Consider the following 18,975-nt stretch of genomic DNA (forward strand, 5'->3'; position numbering starts at 1 on the left):
GTCGAGACTCAGTAAATGCCCGGGATACGGTGCTGGATGGCACTGCGCTCCTCGATCGCGGGACGCAGCAGCTCCTGCCGGTTTGCCCGGGCAAGTCCGCCCTGAACGCCCGGCGCACCGGCAACCGGGGTGCAGGTTCCACGACCGGCCAGCCAGTCGAGTGCCGCACGGGTCGATGCCTCGTTCGGGTCGCCCATCTGGGCAGAGATATCGTCGGTCGCCCGGCACGTGTTGGGCATCAGCGGCGCAATGCCGTCGTAGTAACTGCCGTTATTGTCGGCGTTCGTGAGTTCGAAGGCGAGGACCCGCAGCCGGTCGTCGCAAGCCTCGCGGTCGTAAGCTTCCTGGCCGGCCGGTTTGCCGAGCGTGTTTTCGCCGATCAGCGCGAGATTATCGCCGCGATAGGGAATGAAGGCCGACATGATCAGCTCGCTGGCAGAGGCAGTGCCTCCGAAACCGATATAGGCGATCTTGGTGGTCGCGATGCCATTCGCCTCGTTGCCGAAATCGGCGCGCTGGGTCGAATTGGCGCGGTTCGGGCTCTGGTTGAGGTAGAACTGCGGCTGTCCGACAAGGTCGGTGCCCATCAGGTCCATCATCGTCTGCGCCGTGAACAGGTAGCCGCCGCCGTTATAGCGCACATCGACGATGATCTCGCTGACGCCTGCAGCCTGGAATTGCCCGAAGGCCGTGCGCAGCTGGTCTTCAAGCGTGGTCTGGTTGAAGAAGGTACGCAGGTTGATGTAGCCGACCTTCTTGCCGCCGTCGTCCAGGATCTTCGCGCCGTAGCGGTCGCTGATCGGATCGAGAGTGTACTCAGCCTTGGTCACCTCGACTGTACGGGTCCCCGCAGCGTCGCTGATCTGGAGAAAGCGGGTGACGCCCGCTTCGCTCGGCCCCAGCGCGGAATTGAGCCCTGCCGAGCCTTCCGTCGCGAGGATATTCGATACCGAGCGCAAATTGCTGCTGGTTGTGCCGATGGCCACGATTTCGGTGCCCCGGTCGATCCCGGCTCCGAACGCCGGACCGGCTTCGAAAGCCTCGAGAATCGAGAGCCGCCCGCTTGCGTCCAGCGAGAGCCGGACACCATAACCCGCGGTCGAGCCAGTGGCGGCCTGTTCTTCAGCCTCGATCGAAGTGATGTAAGTAAAGCCGCGGTCGTAACCGGCGTTGCGGGCCGGTTCTACCAACGCGTCGATATAGCCCTGTACCGTGCTGAAGGATCCGGGGCTAACGCCGGAAGCCAGCAGGTTCGGGAACAGGTAGTAGGTGTCGAGTTGCTGCTTCGTCCAATCCTGCCGCGCGGCCAGGCTGCAATCCGCCGTCGGCGTGGGCGTTGCGCCGCCTCCGCCACCGCCCGTGCTGCCGCCACCGGTCAGGCCGCCGGAGCTGCCCCCGCCGCCGCACGATGCGAGGAATGCCGCCATGGTGATGGCGCTAACGAAACGTCCGGGACGCATAAGCCGATACTCCAAGAATGACCCAAACCGCCGGGGCGGCTCTCCACTTGGGGTTATGCCTTGCACTACCCCGATTTGCAAATCTCTGCCGAACCCGCGGCCCGCCTCTCGACGCGGCGCGGGCAGCCCGATAGGTGAGGCGCGAAACATCTATCGCAATCGAGGATTAACCCATGCCGAACCCCGCCCCCGCGTGGCTCAACACCGCCATTCCCGGACCTGCCGACGGCCTTGGCGGGCTTGCCCTGGCTGACTTGGCCGACGAGCGGGCGATGGGCCGCGGCCTAGCTCTCAAATCCGCCGCATTTGCGAACGGCGAGGAACTGGACCCGAGTTTTACCGCCACGGAAGAGGATGCGGTCGCGCCGCCGCTGGAATGGGCAGGTCCGCCGCCGGGGACGCAGGAACTGGTCCTGATCGTCCAGTCGCCCGACGGTGAGGGCGCCCCGGTCACCCACTGGATCGTCTGGGGCCTTCCGGGTCAGAAGGGCCAGCTGCTGGAGGGCGAGGCACCGCCCCGCGTCGGCAAGAATTCCGCCGGCAATTCCGAATGGATGCTTCCAAACCCGCCCGCCGGAGCCGCGCCGCGCCGCTATGTTTTCCAACTTTTCGCGCTCGATCTGCCGATCACGCTGATGCCCGGCGCGACGCTGGAAGAGCTGTTAGGTTCCTGCCGCGGTCACGTGACGGCGGCCACCGCGCTGACCGCAACCTTCGCCCACGACGGCGAGGACGAGGGGTGGGACGACGAAGAATTGGACTGAGGAAAGGTTTTACGGATGGATTGACGGCGCGGCGGCTTTCGTAAAGCGTCCGAGTCCTCTGATTTTGAGGAAGGGATTTTCTACAATGGCAGGCAAGAACAACGCACTTCAGAAGCCGGTGACCCTGTCGCCGGAACTCGAGAACGTGGTCGGCAAGGGTCCGATGACCCGCGCACAGGTTACCTCGAAGGTGTGGGACCACATCAAGGCCAACAACCTGCAGGACAGCCAGGACAAGCGAATGATCAACCCGGACGACAAGCTGGGCGCCGTCATCGGCAAGGAACAGATCTCGATGTTCAAGATGACCGCTGCGGTTTCCAAGCACCTCAGCTGACATTTTTACGGGGTCGGCGGGTCCTCTCGCCGGCCCCGCCCTACCCGAACGTTCCCGGCCCACAGGGTCAGCGCGACCAGCAGCGGTTGCGCCACCATCCGGGGGAGGTGATAGGCAAGGCCAGCTCCCCCGTCCTCCCGCGCCATATCCATTGCGAAATGATTGATATTGGCGGGAAATACACACACCGCATAGGCTGCAAGGCCCCACGCGCCCCAGTGCACCAGTCTGGGCGAAAAGGGTTGCGCAAGCGCGACGGCGCCCAGCAATTCGGCAATGCCCGTCAGCGCGACGACCGCGTCGGGGTACGGCACCCAGCCAGGCGTGATCGACAGGAAGGGCTGCGGGCTGACCAGATGCAGCACGCCCGCCGCTGCATAGAGCAGGGCGATGATGATTCTCGTGACCATTTTCGCGCGGCGCTTCGGGTCAGTGTTTTCCACGCGGTCCGCCATTCCTGTCCCTAGATTTTTGCCAATTGTGTTTCTTGCGATAGGGAACTTGCTGTCGATTGCCCATGGAGACCTTCGCATGATCCGCACCTTCGCGCTCGCTACCAGCGCTTCGCTCGCCCTGCTGGCCGCTCCCGCAGCGGCGCAGGAGAATCGCACGCCGGAAGAGATCGCGGCCGCGGCGCTGGAAGCCGCGCCCGTGTTCGACGGGCACAACGATGTCCCGATCCAGCTGCGCGGCCGCTTCGGCAACGTGATCAACGAATTCGATTTCGCCAACACGTCGGATACGGGAGAGACCCATCCGGCCGGGCGGGTGATGCACACCGATCTGGGCCGGCTGCGCGAAGGCGGCGTGGGGGCGCAGTTCTGGTCGGTCTATGTCCCCGCCTCGCTCGACGAACCGGAGGCAGTACAGGCCACCATCGAGCAGATCGACGTGACCAAGCGCCTGATCGCGCGCTATCCTGACGAGCTCGCGCTGGCGTTGACGGCAGACGATGTCGCGGCCGCGATGGCTGCGGGAAAGATCGCCTCGCTGCTTGGCATGGAGGGCGGGCACTCGATCGGTTCGAGCCTCGCCGTGCTTCGCCAGACCTACGATCTCGGCGCGCGCTACATGACGCTGACCCATTCGAAGAACACGCCGTGGGCGGACAGCGCCACCGATACCCCCGCGCATGACGGGCTCACCGATTTTGGCAAGGACCTGGTGCGCGAAATGCAGCGCATCGGCATGCTCGTCGATCTTAGCCATGTCAGCGAAAAGGTCATGCTCGACACGCTGGATATCGCCGGTGCGCCGGTCATCTTCAGCCATTCGGGCGCGCGGGCCATCAACGGCCATGCGCGCAACGTGCCCGACAGCGTGCTGGCGCGGCTGGCGGAAAATGGCGGCGTCGTCATGGTCGTGGCGCTGCCGGGCTTCCTGAGCGAGGCACAGCGTCAGTGGTACGCGAACCGCCAGGCCGAGATCGCCCGGCTGGAGGCGCTATGGCAGGGCCAGTCCGAGGAGCCACGGGCGCTGCTCGCCGCTTGGGACGAAGCCAATCCGATGCCCGAAGCGACCATATCCGACATGGCGGATCATATCGACCACATCCGCATGGTTGCCGGGATCGATGCGATCGGGATCGGCGGCGACTATGACGGCATGACCACCGGCCCTGTCGGCATGGAAGATGTCACGGGCTACCCGGCGCTGTTCACCGAGCTTGCCCGGCGCGGCTATTCGCAAGCCGACCTGGAGAAGATCTCCAGCGGCAATATCATGCGGGCGATGCGGCAGGCGGAAGCTTATGCGGCGAGCCAGTCCGACGTTCCGCCCTACGAATATCCCGCCGCCCGCGAGGACTAGTCCTTCAGCGGGTCGTGGCCCCAGTTCATGAGGCTGTAGCGCCAGTCGGTTTCCTCGACATCGCCATCGGGCCGCTGGGCCAGATGGCGATGGATGTAGCCGACCACCTTGTTCATGTGGTCGTACTGGCTGTCCGTCAGGTCGGCCTTCTTCGTGTGCTTGATCTCGACGATCCGCCGGCCTGATTTGTGGCCGGTGCTCTCGCCGCCGTCGCTATCGCCGACCGACTTCGACTCTTCGGTATCGAGCCAATCTTCCAGCTCTTTCGGCTGCATGTTCACGCAGTCGTAAAACTCGTCGTAGGTCTCGTCCTTCTTGTCGTCGTCCATCGCGCTCAATCCCCGTCGACGGTGTCGGGCAAGTCCTCGCGATCGGTGGAGGCCATGTCCTCCAGCTCGCTTTCGGACATGCTGTCGTACATCTGCTTCGACGCGCCTTGCAGGTCGGACTTGTCCTGTTCGCCGCGCTTTGCGGCGAGCGCTGCGCCGGCGGCCTGCTGCTGCGCCTTTGACTTCGCCTTGGCCATCAGTCCTTGTCCCAAGCTGACAGTTCGCTGCCGCGCTTCAGGACCTCGTCGCCGTCTTCCTGCTTGATCAGGTAGGCGGGGTTGTCCTCGTCGCCTTCCTTCGTAATTTCGGAGCCTTGGAGCGTGCGGGTGACCTCGCGCTCGAAACGCTCCTTCACCTGGCCGTGGCCTTCGCCGTCACCCCAGTTCCACTTGACGTATTGCCCGCTCTGGAAGCTCTTGGATTGGTTGGCCATTTCACTGTTCTCCTTTGCGAAATTCGCTCGGGAGAATAACGGCGCCGGACCGTTTGCGGTTCCGGCGCCGCCGGATCAGTTGTCGTCGGTCATGACCTCGGGCACGCTTTCGGGATCGGGCGCGCCTTCGCCCATGCGCGGCGTGTCCGCCGGGTCGAGCGTCTCGGCTTCCGAGAAATCGTCGGGAACGCCGACGACGCCGTCGGTCCCGTCGCCTTCGTCCATCACGTCGGCATTTCCGGTAGCGGTTATCTCGCTCTCTTCAGGGCCTTGGCTGAATGCGCCGCTTACCCATGCGATCGTCATGGCGGCGGCCGCGATCAGTGTGCCGATGCCGAGCACCCAGCGCATGACGCCGCGGCTTTCGCCGCCCCGTACGTCATCGGCCTCGACGTGGATTTCTTCACCTTCGGTATGCATGGTCTTGCCCTCGCTTCGCCGTTGTCCGGCGCATTTGCTGTTTGTCACTCAACCGCCGTGTGCGCGGCGCGTTCCCCGCAATTCCGCCATTCAGGCCCGCAGAAGTTCGTTGATCCCGGTCTTTTCGCGCGTCTGTGCGTCCACCGTCTTGACGATTACCGCGCAGGCGAGCGACGGCCCGCCGTCGGGATCGGGCAGGGTGCCCGGCACAACCACCGAATATGGCGGGATTTTCCCGCGCGTGATCTCGCCCGTGGCGCGGTTCACGATCTTGGTGGACTGGGTAATGAAGACGCCCATCGCCACGACCGTCCCTTCACCCACGATCACGCCTTCCACGATCTCGCTGCGGGCGCCGATGAAGCAATTGTCGCCGATAATCGTCGGGTTCGCCTGCATCGGTTCCAGCACGCCGCCGATGCCGGTGCCGGCAGAGATGTGGCAATTCTCGCCCACCTGCGCGCACGATCCGACGCTGGCCCAGGTGTCGATCATCGTCCCCGCGCCCACATAGGCGCCGATGTTCACGAAGCTGGGCATCAAGACCACCCCGGGTGCGATATAGCTGCCCCGGCGGGCGATGGCACCGGGCACGACGCGGAAACCTGCTTTGGCAAAACGGCCCTCGTCCCAGCCGGCGAACTTGGAGGGAACCTTGTCGTAGGCCGGGTGGCCGGCGCTGCCGCCTTCCATCACGCCGTTGTCGCGCAGCCGGAAGCTGAGGAGGACGGCTTTCTTGAGCCACTGGTTGACGGTCCACCCACCGTTTCCGTCAGGCTCGGCGACGCGGCGTTGGCCGCTGTCGATCAGTTCGATCGCTTCTTCGACGATGCGCGCGGTTTCGCTGTCACCGGGCGAAACCTCGCTCCGCTTCTCCCATGCCGCGTCAATCGCCTGGGCCAGTTGGTCGTGCATAGTGGGATGATCCGTGCTTGTGTCTGGTTTGCGCTTGGCGGCTAGCTTGTACGCGGCTCGACCGCAAGGCTCGGCGGGGAGCTGGCGGGAAGGTTGCGCGTTGAGGCGTGTGGTTCAGCAAGGCTTTAGGCTTCGGCGCTACTGAAGTCGTCCACGCCTGGGAGAATGTCGATGGTCGAAACGCGCCGCACGATGCGCTTGCTTGCCTGCAGCGTGGCCTGCATGGCGATGATGAGCCTGAGCGCGTGCGGCGGGCGGAGCGACACGATCTCCACACCGCGCCCGCAGCCGAGCCCCAGTCCCTCGCCAAGCCCCAGCCCGTCGCCGAGCCCCAGTCCCTCGCCGTCACCCAGCCCGACGCCTGTCCCGACGAACTTCAACACGACCGAATTCCGCACGTCCGACGGCCCGGGGTTCCACTCCGCCGTCACCGCCTGGCAGCAGGGAGCTACCGGGCGGAATGTCGTCATCGCCGTGGCCGATTCCGGGCTCGATACGGCCAATGCGGAATTCGCCGGCCGGGTCCATCCGGCCTCGACCGACATCGCCGGCAACCGCTCGGTTATCCCGGAGGACGATCACGGCACCAATGTCGCGCTGGTCGCAGCCGCCGCGCGCGACGGCAGCGGCATCCTCGGCATGGCATACGAGGCGACGGTCATGGGGCTGCGCATCGACAGCCCCGGGACCTGCGGCACGGACACGCCGGAAGACCCCTCGCTCGGCTGCGCCTTTGCCGACCCGGACATCGCCGCCGCAATCAATTATGCCGTCGACAATGGCGCGCAGGTCATCAACCTGTCGCTCGGCGGCAGCAGGGGAAGCCAGGACGTGCTCGACGCCGTGGCCCGAGCTGCCGCAGCCGGTGTCGTCGTGGTGGTAGCCGCGGGGAACGACGGCGATTCCACCGGGCGCGGGATCGACCCCGACCGGCCCGACCCGTTCGCCCAATCGCTGCGCGATGCAGGCGGCGATGCCGTGATCATCGTGGGTTCTGTGGACGAGAACGGCACCTTGTCGACCTTTTCCAACCGTGCGCTCGATTACGAGGACGGCTTCATCGCCGCGCGGGGAGAGGTTATTTGCTGCGTCTATCTGGGCAGCCAGATCTACATCGACGATGAGGGCTTTCTCTACCTGTTTTCCGGCACCAGCTTTGCCGCGCCGCAAGTGGCAGGGGCCGCGGCTCTGCTGAAGCAGGCCTTTCCGAACCTGACCGGGCAGGACATCGTCAACATCCTTCTCGACAGCGCGCGCGACGCCGGTGCGGCGGGGACCGACCCGGTCTATGGACGCGGCATCCTCGACGTGGCCCGGGCCTTCGCGCCGCAGGGCCGCACGAGCCTTGCCGGGAGCACCAGCGCCCTGCCGCTTAGCGACGTGATCGCGGTCGGTTCGCCGGCAATGGGCGATGCGCTGTCGGCCGGGCAGGGGACGCTGGATGCCGTGGTGCTCGACGGGTACCGCCGCGTTTATCGTTACGATCTTGCCAGCGGCCTTCGCTCCGGCGCGCAGCAGCAGCGGCTTCAGGGCGCGGTCGGGACGACCCATCGCAACGTCTCGCTCGGCGGAGAGCGGCTGTCGCTCGCCTTCTCGATCGCCGACAATGGCCGCGCGGGCGGGCTGGCCGTGCCGCAGCCGCTCCGCCTCGATGCGGAGGATGCGGAAAAGGCGCGCGTCCTTGCCGGGCGTGTCGCCATGCGGCTCGATCCCGAACGACAGCTCGCCATCGGCTTCAACCAGACGGGCGAGGGACTGGCAGCGGGCTTGCAGGGCCGCGACCGGCCCGCGTTCATGATTGCCAGCGGCGGCGCGGGCGATGCCGGCGCGCTGCGCCAGTCCGACATCGCCGTCGCCTTCCGCCAGCGCATGGGCGACTGGGGCATCACCGCAAGCGCAGAGAGCGGCGCGATGTATGCTGGCGACATCCAGCAATTGCGCACCGACCTCAGCGGCGGCCGCCAGCGCGAACGCAGCCAGTCCTTCGCCATCGCGGCGGACCGCGATTTCGGCGCGTTCGACCTTTCCATCGGTGCCAGCGTGACGGACGAAGACCGCACCGTACTCGGCGCGCGGCTGCATGACGCTCTGTCACAGGGCGGCGCGCGCAGCACCTTTATGGATGCCGATGCGGGCTGGGACTTCGCGCCCGGCTGGCGGCTGGGCGGATCCTATCGGCGCGGCTGGACCGTAGCGGAGGCGGGCGGGCTGGTGCTCGGCTCCGACATCGTGAGCGACGGCTGGTCGCTCGACGTTGCGCGCGAAGGCGTGTTTGCGAGCGGCGACCGGGTGGGCTTCCGCATTGCGCAGCCGCTGCGCGTGCGATCGGGCGGACTGACGCTCGAATTGCCGGTGGGGTACGATTACGATGGCGAAGTCGTGACGTACGGCGAGCGCGCCTTGTCGCTGACCCCGACGGGGCGCGAGATCATGGCCGAGCTAGGCTGGCATGGTGCAATCTTCGGCGGCAATGGCGGCGCGGCGCTGTTCTATCGGCGGGAGCCGGGCCATTTCGTCGGGCAGGCGGACGACAGGGGCGTAGCCGTCCGCTGGTCGAAGGACTTTTAGTTCGGGATCAATTGGCGGCCTGTGCTATTTCTCATTCGGCATCTTTATCGGCAAACTTGCTGATGAGCGAAAATGTGAAAAATGCTAAAAAAGGCATAGAGGTTGCGAATAGCAATAAGCCGTTATCGAATGTAAGGGATATGTATACAAGTGCGGCAAATGTGATTGAGGACAGAAAAATTACAGATATAACAGAAAAATTTTTCGATTCAGATCTGAAGCTATAGAAGCACCATGCCATATAAACCGCGCCGAAAATGAATGACAAAACTTTGCCTTCACCGAACATATCGTCAGGTATAAACAAGAGTATAAAAAATGAAACACTGAAGGATAGTAAGAATATATTCTCTTTCGTCATTTGGATCGCCTTCAGGTAAATATTCCTGTAGAAGCTGCTTTACCTCGGCGATTTCTGCGCAAATTCCCAAGCGACCTCGGCTAAAGGCTCCACCCGTTCGCTCATCGCCTTAGCGTGGGCGGAGGATGCGGTGCCGTCGATGACGCGTTTCTTGATGCCCTGCATGATCCCCGCGAGGCGGAAGAAGTTGTAGGCGAAGTACCAGTTCATGTCCGGCACGCCGCTGCGCCCGGTGGCTTCGCAATAGCGCTCCACCACTTCCTCCAGCTCCGGAATGCCGAGGGACTTGCGGTCGATGTCGGCGACGCCGGAGCGACCGCCGTTGTCGGTCACCCAAGCGAGGCAGAAATACGTAAAATCGGCGAGCGGATCGCCCAGCGTCGACAATTCCCAGTCGAGCACTGCGAGAACTTCCGCGCGGTCCTTGGCGAAGATCATGTTGTCGATCCGGTAGTCGCCGTGGACGATGCTAGTCCGCTCCTGCTCCGGCACGCTGGCGGGCAGGTACTCGATCAATCGCTCCATCGGCTCCATGTGACCGGTTTCAGACAGTTTGTACTGCTTGGTCCAGCGACCGATCTGGCGCTCGAAATAATTGCCGGGCTTGCCATAGTCTTCCAGCCCAGCCTCGGCGAGATCGACCTGGTGCAGCCGGGCGAGGACGTCGGTCATTTCGTTATACACCGCGCGCCGCTCTTCCGGCGTGCTTCCCGGCATCGACCCGTCCCAGATCGACCGGCCATCGACCATGCCCATGACGTAGAACATGGACCCGACGACATCGTCGTCGGTGCACAGGCCGTGTTGCGGCGCGACCGGAAAGCCGACCTTTTCGAGCCCCGACTGCACGCGGAATTCGCGGTCGACCGCATGGGCGCTCGGCAGCAGCTTGCCGAAGGGCTTGCGCCGCAAGACATAATCACCAGAGGGGCTGGACAGCTTGTAGGTCGGGTTGGACTGCCCGCCCTTGAACTTCGCCTGTTCCAGCGGGCCTTCGAAACCGGGCACATTGTCCGCCATCCACGCGGCAAGCTTGCCCGTGTCGAGGATGTCGTCGCCTTCGGGGGCGGTGGTGCCGCTAAAGGCTTTCTGGGCGTCCATCGGGGGCTGGATGGCAGTCATGGGTAACCTCAGTCGAAAACGATCACGCTGCGGGCGCTGGTCCCGGTGCGCATGGTGTCGAAGCCTTCGTTGACCTGGTCCAGCGATATCCGCTCGGCAATGATCGTGTCGAGGTCGAGCAGGCCGCGCAGGTAAAAATCGACGAGGCGCGGCAAATCGACGGGGAAGTGGTTCATCCCCATGATCGCGCCCTGCAGTTTCTTGCCCGACAACAGGTCCATCGCGCCGAGCCCGACCTTGCAGTCGAGCGGCATCATGCCGAGGATCGTGGCCGTGCCGCCGCGGCGCAGCGACTTCACCGCAAGGTCGGCGCTGCCCTGGCGGCCGACCGCCTCGATCGCGTGATGCACCCCGCCGTCACTGATCGAGACGATCTGCGCCGCTGCATCGTCGGCCAGCGCGTCGACAGCGTGAGTCGCGCCCATCCCCATGGCAAGCTCTCGCTTTTCGGGCAGCGGATCGGCGGCGATGACCTTGCCCGCGCCGGCGATGCGCGAGGCGTTGATGGCGGCAAGGCCCACGCCGCCACAGCCGACCACCACCACGCTTTCGCCCGGCACCACGGCGCAGGCGTTGAAGATCGCCCCGGCACCGGTCGTGACCGCGCAGCCGAGCAGGGCGGCCCGGTCGAGCGGCATGTCCTTGTCGATCGCGACACAGGCATGTTCGTGTATCAGCATCTGTTCGCTGAACGCGGACAGGTTGAGCATCTGGTTGACCGTCTCGCCGCCGTTACGCGTCAGGCGCGGCGGTGCGTCCTTGCCGCGCCTCGTATCCCCGCCGAGGCACAGTGCCATGCGGCCCGTGACGCAGAATTCGCAATGCCCGCAGAAGGCGGAGAGGCAGGAGACGACGTGATCGCCGGGCTTCACCGTCTTCACTTCCGAACCCACGGCGCGGACCACGCCGGCCGCCTCGTGCCCGGGCACGGTGGGCAAGGCGTGCGGATAGTGGCCGTCGATGAAGTGGAGGTCCGAATGGCACAGGCCGCACGCCTTGGTGTCAATCAGCACCTCGTGCGGTGCGGGATTTGCCACCTCGATGTCGCCGATCACCATCGGCTGACCCGGCTGCTCCAGTATTGCTGCCTTTGCCATCGTCACTGTGCCCCGCCGGCTCCGGCAGAGGCGCTCGCCGCGGCGCCGCCTCCGGCTACCTGCCTGCCGCCGCCGCCCTTCTTCTCGAATGAGCTGTCGCCTTCGCCGTCTTCGGGGACGTGCTTTGCGAATTCCATCCGGGCGATGGCGCGTTCGTGTACCTCGTCCGGCCCGTCGGCCAGGCGCAGCGTGCGCTGGTGGGCATAGGCGCGGGCAAGGCCGTAATCGTCCGAGACGCCGCCGCCGCCATGGGCCTGGATCGCATCGTCGATGATGCGCAGCGCCATGTTGGGTGCCTGAACCTTGATCATCGCGATTTCCTGCGCCGCAGCCTTGTTGCCGACCTTGTCCATCATGTCGGCCGCCTTGAGGCAGAGCAGGCGCGTCATGTCGATATCGATGCGCGCACGGGCGATCCGGTGCTCCCACACGGAGTGCTTGTAGACCGGCTTGCCGAAGGCTTCGCGCGCCTGCAGGCGGCGGCCCATCTTGGCGATCGCTTCCTCGGCTACGCCGATGGTGCGCATGCAGTGATGGATGCGGCCCGGACCGAGGCGGCCCTGTGCGATCTCGAAACCGCGCCCTTCGCCCAGCAGCATGGCCGATGCCGGGATGCGGACGTTCTCCAGCTCGATTTCCATGTGGCCATGCGGGGCATCGTCATAGCCGAACACGGGCAGGTGGCGCAGCACCTTCACGCCCGGCGCATCGAGCGGCATCAGCACCATCGATTGCTGCGCGTGGCGCTTCGCTTCGAAATCGGTCTTGCCCATCACGATAGCGACCTTGCAGCGCGGATCGCCGGCGCCGCTCGACCACCACTTGCGGCCGTTGATGACGTATTCGTCGCCATCGCGCTCGATCCGGGTTTCGATGTTGGTGGCATCGGAACTGGCGACGCGCGGTTCGGTCATCAGGAAGGCGCTGCGGATTTCGCCTTCCATCAGCGGCTTCAGCCATTCGTCCTTTTGTTCGCGCGTGCCGTAGCGGTGCAGCACTTCCATGTTGCCCGTGTCGGGCGCGGAGCAGTTGAAGACCTCGCTCGCCCAGCCGATGCGGCCCATTTCCTCGGCACACAGCGCGTATTCGAGGTTGGTCAGCCCAGGCCCTTCGAATTCGAAGGTCTCGTCGACGTGGTGGTGGCTGTCGTTGCGCGGCGGCATGAACAGGTTCCAGATGCCGGCATCCTTCGCCTTGGCCTTCATGTCCTCGACGATCTGGATCACTTTCCAGCGATCGCCTTCCGCATCCTGCTGCGCGAAAGTGCCGGTGTGCGGGCGGACATTCGCTTCGATGAAGTCGTGCACGCGGTCGCGCCAGTAGGCCTGCCGTTCGGTGGGTTCGAAATCCATGGGGAATGTCCTGCTTGCTGGTGTCTATCGGTTCTGGTGGTCGCAAAACTGGCAGATGGCCTGCGCTGCGCCAAGGAAAATTAATCGTGCGGTTAAACGCGCCCTAGGGCACGATGGTGCCGCCGTCCACATCGCCGCGGGCAGCCGTGTCGAGCGCACGCTTAGCGCTCATGCGGGCGATGCGCGATTCGTGGTCGGCGCGGCTGATCGGGAAATTGCCCAGCCAGTATGCCGCGATCAGCCCCATCAGGATGGTGGCCCCGGCGTACAACAGGATCATTTCCGACAGGATGGGGAAGGCCACGCTGCCCGGTTGCGAATCGGTCGGCAATTCGGACGCGGCGATGATCTGTCCGGTGATGAAGATGCCGAAGCCCGTGGCGCATTTCTGGACCAGCCAGTTGCCGGAATAGAACGCGCCTTCCGCCCGGCGGTCCGTCCGCTCCTGGAACGCCTCGACGATTTCGGCGACCATGCTGGTGGCGGAAATCATCAGCACTACGCCCAGCGTGTTGGCAAAGGTCAGGAACAGGTACAGCAGGGCCGTGGACGCCGTGCTGCCCGGTTCGGGCCAGAAACCCGCGACCAGCAGGAAATACGGCGTCAGGCCGATGGTGAAGCTGCCGATGGAGGAGATCGCCGCGCTTTTCGGCTTGCCCCAGCGGCGGTGCATCGGGCCCACGATAAGGAACATGAGGACGACCGACAGGAAGAGGACGGCGGGATAGATCAGCAGCTCGGTTTGCTCGAACCGCCACACGAACAGGTTGAGGTAGTTGGAGATCGAGAAGGTCATGCCCTGGCTGACGTAGGCGGCAAGGCCGCCCGCGGCGAAGAACAGGAAAGCCTTTTCGGAAAACGCCTCCCGGATTTCGGAAAAGGCCGTCTTGATGGAGAAGGGCGGCGGCTTCACTTCGGGGTAATGGGCGATCAGGTGATGCTGGCCCGCCGCCGATCCCATCACCGACAGCGCCATTAGCGCCGCGCCGAAGATGCCGTAGGACAGGTAGCCGTCCGCCTGCAGGATGCCTTCGGAGCCCGGCATGAAGACCGCATAGGCCATGACCATCATCAGCAGGCCCCCGGTCCAGCCGAACAGGAAGCGGAAGCGGAACAGCGTGGTCCGCTCGTCGTAATCCTGCGTCAATTCCGGCACGAGGCTGACCGAGGGCACCTCGCAAGCAGACAGCAGGATCCGAACGGTGATCGCCACGGCCAGCAGCTCGCCGAAAGACGGGGTGTCGCCTCCCGGCGGGTGCCACAGCAGAACCCAGACTATGCCCAGCGGTATGGGCGCGGCATAGAGCCACGGCAGGCGGCGCCCCCAGCGGGTGTAGGTGCGGTCTGACAGGTTGCCCAAGATGGGGTCGATGAAGGCATCGGCCAGCAGGGCGATCAGCAGCGCCAAGCTGACCAGCGCGGCGTCCATCCCCAGTACCTGGTTGTAGAAGATCAGCAGGAAGAACGAAAAGCCCCCGTCCTTCACGCCGAAAGCGACCGCGCCGAAGCCGTGGATCAGCTTGAGCTTAAGGGGCAGGGGGGAGGGAACCTTGGCGGCTGCCTTCGTCGTCGCGACTTCGGTCAAGCCGATTGCTCCTTTATGGCTTCGAGGGCGGAAAGCAGGCCCGCCTCTTCAGGGTCCCAGCTGTGCCTTGGGCCGAGCGTGATGCCGCCGTCGACGATGATCGACTGGCCGGTTACGAAGCTGGCCGCATCGCTGGCGAGATAGGCGACCGCTTCGGCGATGTCGCGCGGCTGCCCGCCGCGGCGCACGGGCTGGGCATTGGCGCTCATCTGGGCGATCATGTCCTTGGCCACGCGCTCCATCTCCCCTTCGATCTCCAGCGCGCTGGTAAAGATGCTGGTGTTGATGAAGCCCGGCTGCACAGCATTCACGCGGATTCCGAACTGGGCAAGGTCGGCGGCTGCGACCTTCGTCAGGTGGAGGACGCCGGCCTTCGCGACGGAATAGGCGGTGGGCGCATAGCCGGGGCCGACCGCGGCCACGCTGGACGTGTTGACGAAGCTTGCGCCACTGCGCCCGCGCATGTGGGGAACCGCGTAGCGAATGCCGAAGGCGACCGAGCGCAGCAGCAGGTCCATCGTGCGGTCCCACTCGCCCGGCTCGATCTCGTGGATGCCGGGCCGCGCGCCGCCCGCGCCGGCGTTGTTGAACACGGTGTCGATCCCGCCGGTCTCGGCAGCGGCGCGGTCCATCAGTTCCTTGATCTCACCCGTCGCTCTGACATTGCAGCGCACGAAGCGGACATCGCCGTCGATCTCGCCGGAGAGCGCCGCGCCGCCTTCCTCGTCAATATCGGCAGCGTACACCTGCGCCCCTTCGCCGGCGAACAGGCGGACGGATTCCTTGCCGATACCCGACGCTGCGCCGGTAATCACCACGGTCTTGCCGGAAAATCGCATCGGGTCTCTCCCACCCAGTGTCATGGCATGCAGCCTAGCGACACGCTGCGCCGGGTCAATCGACCGTTCAGCTGGCGCAACAGGGCGGCGGGCCGTCGCAAGCGGTCTTGCGACTCTGTGAAAAGCACTTTAACCGGACGATTAAACCGATGGCAATCGGATTCCCCTCGCGCTGCCCGGAGAGCCTCCGGCGGCCCTTTTTCTGGAGAGCATCGCATGGCCGACCAACTCGAAGATTTCCGCGCTCAGACGCGCGCCTGGCTGGAGGAAAACTGCCCGGAGGAAATGCGCAAGCCCGTGCGCGACGAGGAAGACGTCTATTGGGGCGGCCGCAACGCAAGCTTCAAGAACGATGCGCAAAAGCAGTGGTTCGAAGCCTGCCGCGACAAGGGCTACACCGTGCCGGACTGGCCGAAGGAATATGGCGGCGCAGGCCTTTCGCCTGCCGAAGCCAAGATCCTGCGCCAGGAAATGGCCCGCATCGGCGCGCGCCCGCCCTTGAGTTCCTTCGGCATCTGGATGCTCGGCCCGGCGCTGCTGAAATTCGGCACCGAAGGCCAGAAGCAGCGCTTCCTCAACGAAATCGCGGCCGGCGAAATCCGCTGGTGCCAGGGCTATAGCGAGCCGGGCAGCGGATCGGACCTCGTCTCCATGCAGACCTATGGCGAGGACAAGGGGGACCATTGGGTGGTCAACGGCCAGAAGATCTGGACCTCCTACGCCGACGAGGCCGACTGGATCTTCTGCCTCGTCCGCACGGACAAGGACAACAAGTACCAAGGCATCACCTTCATGCTGTTCGACATGGCGGGCGAAGGCGTCTCGACCAAGCCGATCAAGCTGATTTCCGGCAATAGCCCGTTCTGCGAAACCTTCATGGACGATGTGAAGGTGCCGAAAACCTATGGCGAGGATTGCCCGGCCTATGTCGGCGAGATCAACCGCGGCTGGGACGTGGCGAAATACCTCCTCGGCCACGAGCGCGAGATGATTTCGGGCGCGGGTGGCGGGGACCGTACCAGCGCCATTGGTGCGGCGATGAAGCGAAATGCGGGCGAGCTTGATCCCGTGTTGCGCGCCAAACTCGCCATGTTCGATGTGGAGGCGCTGGCCTACGGCGCGATGGGCGAGAAGTTCCTCGACGAGATGAAGGCCGGCAAGGGCCATCCCGCGCAGCCGAACATGATGAAATATGTCGGCACGGAGCTCAACAAGCGCCGCCACGAACTGATGATGTCGGCCGGCGGCAGCCGCGCTCTCGAATGGGAGAGCGAGGAAACGAACGGCGGCAAGGGTGCGCGAGGCTGGCTGCGGACCAAGGCCAACTCGATCGAGGGCGGCACCAGCGAGGTGATGCTCAACGTCGTCGCAAAACGAATTCTCGAACTTCCCGGAGCCTGATCGATGCCCCTTTACCACGACGACGACCAGGCGATGCTCGCCGACACTGCCAGCCAGTTCATGGCCGAACAGGGCAGCATCGAAAAACAGCTGCGCCACTGGCGCGACCGCGATTGCAAGGACGGCTTCGGCCACGGCCTGTGGGAACAGTTTGGCGAGATGGGCTTCACGGGCATCCTCGTGTCCGAGGACGACGGCGGCCTGGGGATGGGCCAGTACGAAGCCGGCATCGTGCTGGAGGAAATCGGCCGCAATCTCACCCCGTCGCCGTTTCTCACCAGCTCGGTCCTCGCCGCAACGGCCCTGAAGCACGGCAGCGACGACGTTCGCGGCCGCTGGTTGCCGGGGATGGTCGAAGGCAAGAGCGTGTTTGCCGTCGCGATTGACGAAGGCGCCAAGCACCGGCCGGAGCGTATTGCCGTGAAGGCCGAAAAGTCGGGCAACGGCTTCAAGCTGTCGGGCCAGAAGGATTTCGTGGTCCACGGCGCGAGCGCGGACATGCTCGTCGTCTCCGCCCGCACCTCGGGCAGCGACGATGACGAGGACGGCATCACGATGTTCGCCGTGCCGAAGGATGCGGCGGGCATGAGCCACGATGCGGTGCGGCTGGTCGACAGTTCCATGGCGACGCACACGAAGTTTGACGGCGTCGAGCTGGATGGCGATGCGGTGATCGGCGAAGTCGACGGCGGGCGCGAAGTGCTCAACGCCATGCTGACCGCAGGCCGGATCGGCGCGGCGGCGGAAGGCGTCGGCGTTGCCGCGGGCGCGATGGACATGACCGTCAACTACCTCAAGGAACGCAAGCAGTTCGGCAAGCTGATCGGCGAGTTCCAGGCGCTGCAGCACCGCGCTGCCCACCTGTATTCCGAAGTCGAGATCGCCCGCGCGGTGGCTTACAAGGCCGCGCAAATGCTCGACGGCGGCAGTTCGACTGCGGACCTGATGGCCAGCGTCGCCAAGGCGAAGGTCGCCAAGGCTGCGGGCCTCGCGGTAAAGGAAGGCGTGCAGATGCACGGCGGCATCGGCATGACCGACGAATACGACATCGGCCTTTACATGAAACGCGATCGCGCGCTGCAGGAGTTCCTCGGCGACGCCTACTACCACGCCAACCGCGTGGCGGAACTCAGCGGCTATTGATTACCGGATTAAGGACAAGCGCATGAACCTCGAAGACCTTTTCAGCCTGAAGGGGCGCACTGCGCTCGTCACCGGTGGCAGCCGGGGCATCGGCCGCATGATCGTGGAGGGCTTCCTCGCCGCCGGGATAGACCGCGTCTACATCACCGCGCGCAAGGCGGAGGAGCTGCAGGCCACGGCGGACGAGCTCGGCGACAAGGTCGTCGGCATCCAGGGCGACATCTCTTCCATGGAAGGGATCGAGGCGCTGGTGGCCGACATTTCCGGGCGCGAGAGCAAGCTCGACATCCTCGTCAACAATGCCGGCGCTGCCTGGGGCAACGACTATCTCGACTTCCCCGAAGCCGGGTGGGACAAGGTGATGGACCTCAACGTCAAGACGCCCTTCTTCCTGACCCAGAAGCTGCACGGCCTGCTGACTGCGGCGGCGAGCCAGGACCGCCCAGCCAAGGTTATCAACATCACCAGCATCGACGGGCAGCGCGTCAACCCGTGGGAAACCTACAGCTACCAGGCATCCAAGGCCGCGCTGATCCACCTGACCCGCCGCATGGCGGCGCGGCTGGTCAAGGACCACATCTACGTGACCAGCCTGGCGCCGGGCGCTTTCCCGTCGAACATGAACAAGGTCGCCCGTGACCATGCGGAAGCGAGCGCGCAGGGCATCCCGAACAAGCGCGTGGGCGACAAGTTCGATATGGGCGGCACCGCCGTATACCTCGCCAGCCGTGCGGGCGACTACACCGTTGGTGAAACGCTCACCGTGGACGGCGGTATCGTCAACGCCCACCTGCCGAGCCACTTCGCAGAACCGGTTTGAGGCGCCAAAATTGCGCCGGTTGCGTCCGGCGCAAGTTGACGAAACTCATTCGGTGTCGGCTTACCGGAAATAAATCCATAGGTCGCCCAAAGAGAAAAAGCCCCGCTGCGAGGCGGGGCATTCTTGCATGGTGCTCGAGCTACGATTTCAAAGAAGCTGCCAAGTCTATCGCGACACGATGTGTGTAGGAAAATGGATTGTCTCCTTCGGGGGTGGTCAG

Annotated in this window: 21 protein-coding genes; 8 read left to right on the top strand and 13 right to left on the bottom strand. The window is 64.7% G+C overall.

Translation table 11 applies throughout. The features are described 5' to 3' along the window. Positions 1 to 8: 8 nt before the first annotated feature. On the bottom strand, positions 9 to 1,427 hold the full coding sequence (locus VCJ71_RS12400; protein ID WP_324641431.1) for a S41 family peptidase: 1,419 nt from the start codon (positions 1,425 to 1,427) through the stop codon (positions 9 to 11). Positions 1,428 to 1,633: 206 nt separating this feature from the next. Here VCJ71_RS12400 and VCJ71_RS12405 point away from each other — a divergent pair, with 206 nt between their 5' ends. Next, on the top strand, positions 1,634 to 2,224 hold the full coding sequence (locus VCJ71_RS12405; RefSeq protein WP_324641432.1) for a YbhB/YbcL family Raf kinase inhibitor-like protein: 591 nt from the start codon (positions 1,634 to 1,636) through the stop codon (positions 2,222 to 2,224). A gap of 85 nt (positions 2,225 to 2,309) precedes the next feature. After that, positions 2,310 to 2,561, top strand: a complete 252-nt coding sequence (locus tag VCJ71_RS12410) for an SWIB/MDM2 domain-containing protein (protein WP_324641433.1) — start codon at positions 2,310 to 2,312, stop codon at positions 2,559 to 2,561. A gap of 5 nt (positions 2,562 to 2,566) precedes the next feature. Here VCJ71_RS12410 and VCJ71_RS12415 read toward each other — a convergent pair whose 3' ends face one another. After that, positions 2,567 to 3,016, bottom strand: a complete 450-nt coding sequence (locus VCJ71_RS12415; RefSeq protein ID WP_324641434.1) for a DoxX family protein — start codon at positions 3,014 to 3,016, stop codon at positions 2,567 to 2,569. 76 nt (positions 3,017 to 3,092) lie between these two features. On the opposite strand from VCJ71_RS12415, the gene VCJ71_RS12420 reads away from it, so the two are divergent. After that, positions 3,093 to 4,370, top strand: a complete 1,278-nt coding sequence (locus tag VCJ71_RS12420; protein ID WP_324641435.1) for a dipeptidase — start codon at positions 3,093 to 3,095, stop codon at positions 4,368 to 4,370. On the opposite strand, the gene VCJ71_RS12425 is transcribed toward VCJ71_RS12420, so the two are convergent. From VCJ71_RS12425 to VCJ71_RS12450, 6 genes are all read right to left on the bottom strand, one after another. Then, positions 4,367 to 4,699 (bottom strand): DUF3140 domain-containing protein, encoded by a 333-nt coding sequence (locus VCJ71_RS12425; RefSeq protein ID WP_324641436.1) that lies wholly within the window; start codon positions 4,697 to 4,699, stop codon positions 4,367 to 4,369. The two genes, VCJ71_RS12420 and VCJ71_RS12425, sit on opposite strands and share 4 nt — an antisense overlap. A 5-nt stretch (positions 4,700 to 4,704) precedes the next feature. Then, on the bottom strand, positions 4,705 to 4,896 hold the full coding sequence (locus tag VCJ71_RS12430; RefSeq protein ID WP_324641438.1) for a DUF3008 family protein: 192 nt from the start codon (positions 4,894 to 4,896) through the stop codon (positions 4,705 to 4,707). Next, positions 4,896 to 5,132, bottom strand: a complete 237-nt coding sequence (locus VCJ71_RS12435; RefSeq protein ID WP_324641439.1) for a hypervirulence associated TUDOR domain-containing protein — start codon at positions 5,130 to 5,132, stop codon at positions 4,896 to 4,898. The genes VCJ71_RS12430 and VCJ71_RS12435 overlap by 1 nt, the downstream gene beginning before the upstream one ends. Positions 5,133 to 5,207: 75 nt before the next feature. Continuing rightward, entirely contained in the window at positions 5,208 to 5,552 is a 345-nt protein-coding gene (locus VCJ71_RS12440) for a hypothetical protein (RefSeq protein ID WP_324641441.1), read from the bottom strand. A 90-nt stretch (positions 5,553 to 5,642) separates the two neighbouring features. Then, positions 5,643 to 6,467 (bottom strand): 2,3,4,5-tetrahydropyridine-2,6-dicarboxylate N-succinyltransferase, encoded by an 825-nt coding sequence (gene dapD, locus VCJ71_RS12445; protein ID WP_324641442.1) that lies wholly within the window; start codon positions 6,465 to 6,467, stop codon positions 5,643 to 5,645. A 125-nt stretch (positions 6,468 to 6,592) separates the two neighbouring features. Beyond that, positions 6,593 to 6,850 (bottom strand): hypothetical protein, encoded by a 258-nt coding sequence (locus VCJ71_RS12450; RefSeq protein ID WP_324641546.1) that lies wholly within the window; start codon positions 6,848 to 6,850, stop codon positions 6,593 to 6,595. Between VCJ71_RS12450 and VCJ71_RS12455 the strand changes: the two genes are divergently transcribed. Both VCJ71_RS12455 and VCJ71_RS12460 read left to right on the top strand, forming a co-directional pair. Continuing rightward, complete coding sequence (locus VCJ71_RS12455) at positions 6,735 to 9,035, top strand: S8 family peptidase (protein ID WP_324641543.1); 2,301 nt, start codon at positions 6,735 to 6,737, stop codon at positions 9,033 to 9,035. The genes VCJ71_RS12450 and VCJ71_RS12455 overlap by 116 nt on opposite strands. A 62-nt stretch (positions 9,036 to 9,097) precedes the next feature. After that, positions 9,098 to 9,262 (top strand): hypothetical protein, encoded by a 165-nt coding sequence (locus VCJ71_RS12460; RefSeq protein ID WP_324641443.1) that lies wholly within the window; start codon positions 9,098 to 9,100, stop codon positions 9,260 to 9,262. Between the two features lie 173 nt (positions 9,263 to 9,435). Here the strand turns inward: VCJ71_RS12460 and VCJ71_RS12465 are convergent, their stop codons facing one another. The 5 genes from VCJ71_RS12465 to VCJ71_RS12485 form a co-directional block, all read right to left on the bottom strand. Further along, on the bottom strand, positions 9,436 to 10,518 hold the full coding sequence (locus VCJ71_RS12465; protein ID WP_324641445.1) for a phosphotransferase family protein: 1,083 nt from the start codon (positions 10,516 to 10,518) through the stop codon (positions 9,436 to 9,438). A gap of 8 nt (positions 10,519 to 10,526) precedes the next feature. Continuing rightward, entirely contained in the window at positions 10,527 to 11,615 is a 1,089-nt protein-coding gene (locus VCJ71_RS12470) for a Zn-dependent alcohol dehydrogenase (protein ID WP_324641446.1), read from the bottom strand. Positions 11,616 to 11,617: 2 nt separating this feature from the next. Next, a complete protein-coding gene (locus tag VCJ71_RS12475; RefSeq protein WP_324641447.1) occupies positions 11,618 to 12,967 on the bottom strand; it encodes an acyl-CoA dehydrogenase family protein in 1,350 nt (449 codons plus the stop codon). A 103-nt stretch (positions 12,968 to 13,070) separates the two neighbouring features. After that, positions 13,071 to 14,552, bottom strand: a complete 1,482-nt coding sequence (locus VCJ71_RS12480) for an MFS transporter (protein WP_324641448.1) — start codon at positions 14,550 to 14,552, stop codon at positions 13,071 to 13,073. Further along, positions 14,549 to 15,391, bottom strand: a complete 843-nt coding sequence (locus tag VCJ71_RS12485; protein WP_324641450.1) for an SDR family NAD(P)-dependent oxidoreductase — start codon at positions 15,389 to 15,391, stop codon at positions 14,549 to 14,551. The genes VCJ71_RS12480 and VCJ71_RS12485 overlap by 4 nt, the downstream gene beginning before the upstream one ends. A gap of 216 nt (positions 15,392 to 15,607) precedes the next feature. Here VCJ71_RS12485 and VCJ71_RS12490 point away from each other — a divergent pair, with 216 nt between their 5' ends. From VCJ71_RS12490 to VCJ71_RS12500, 3 genes are read left to right on the top strand one after another with little or no spacing between them, the layout of a single operon-like run. Continuing rightward, positions 15,608 to 16,792, top strand: a complete 1,185-nt coding sequence (locus VCJ71_RS12490; protein WP_324641452.1) for an acyl-CoA dehydrogenase family protein — start codon at positions 15,608 to 15,610, stop codon at positions 16,790 to 16,792. 3 nt (positions 16,793 to 16,795) lie between these two features. Beyond that, positions 16,796 to 17,935 (top strand): acyl-CoA dehydrogenase family protein, encoded by a 1,140-nt coding sequence (locus VCJ71_RS12495; protein WP_324641454.1) that lies wholly within the window; start codon positions 16,796 to 16,798, stop codon positions 17,933 to 17,935. A gap of 22 nt (positions 17,936 to 17,957) precedes the next feature. Continuing rightward, the gene (locus tag VCJ71_RS12500; protein ID WP_324641456.1) at positions 17,958 to 18,755 is read left to right on the top strand and encodes an SDR family oxidoreductase; all 798 of its coding nucleotides are present in this window, start codon (positions 17,958 to 17,960) and stop codon (positions 18,753 to 18,755) included. The last annotated feature ends 220 nt before the right edge of the window (positions 18,756 to 18,975 follow it).

The organism is Pseudoblastomonas aquimaris (assembly GCF_035481675.1).
GTDB lineage: Bacteria > Pseudomonadota > Alphaproteobacteria > Sphingomonadales > Sphingomonadaceae > Alteriqipengyuania_B.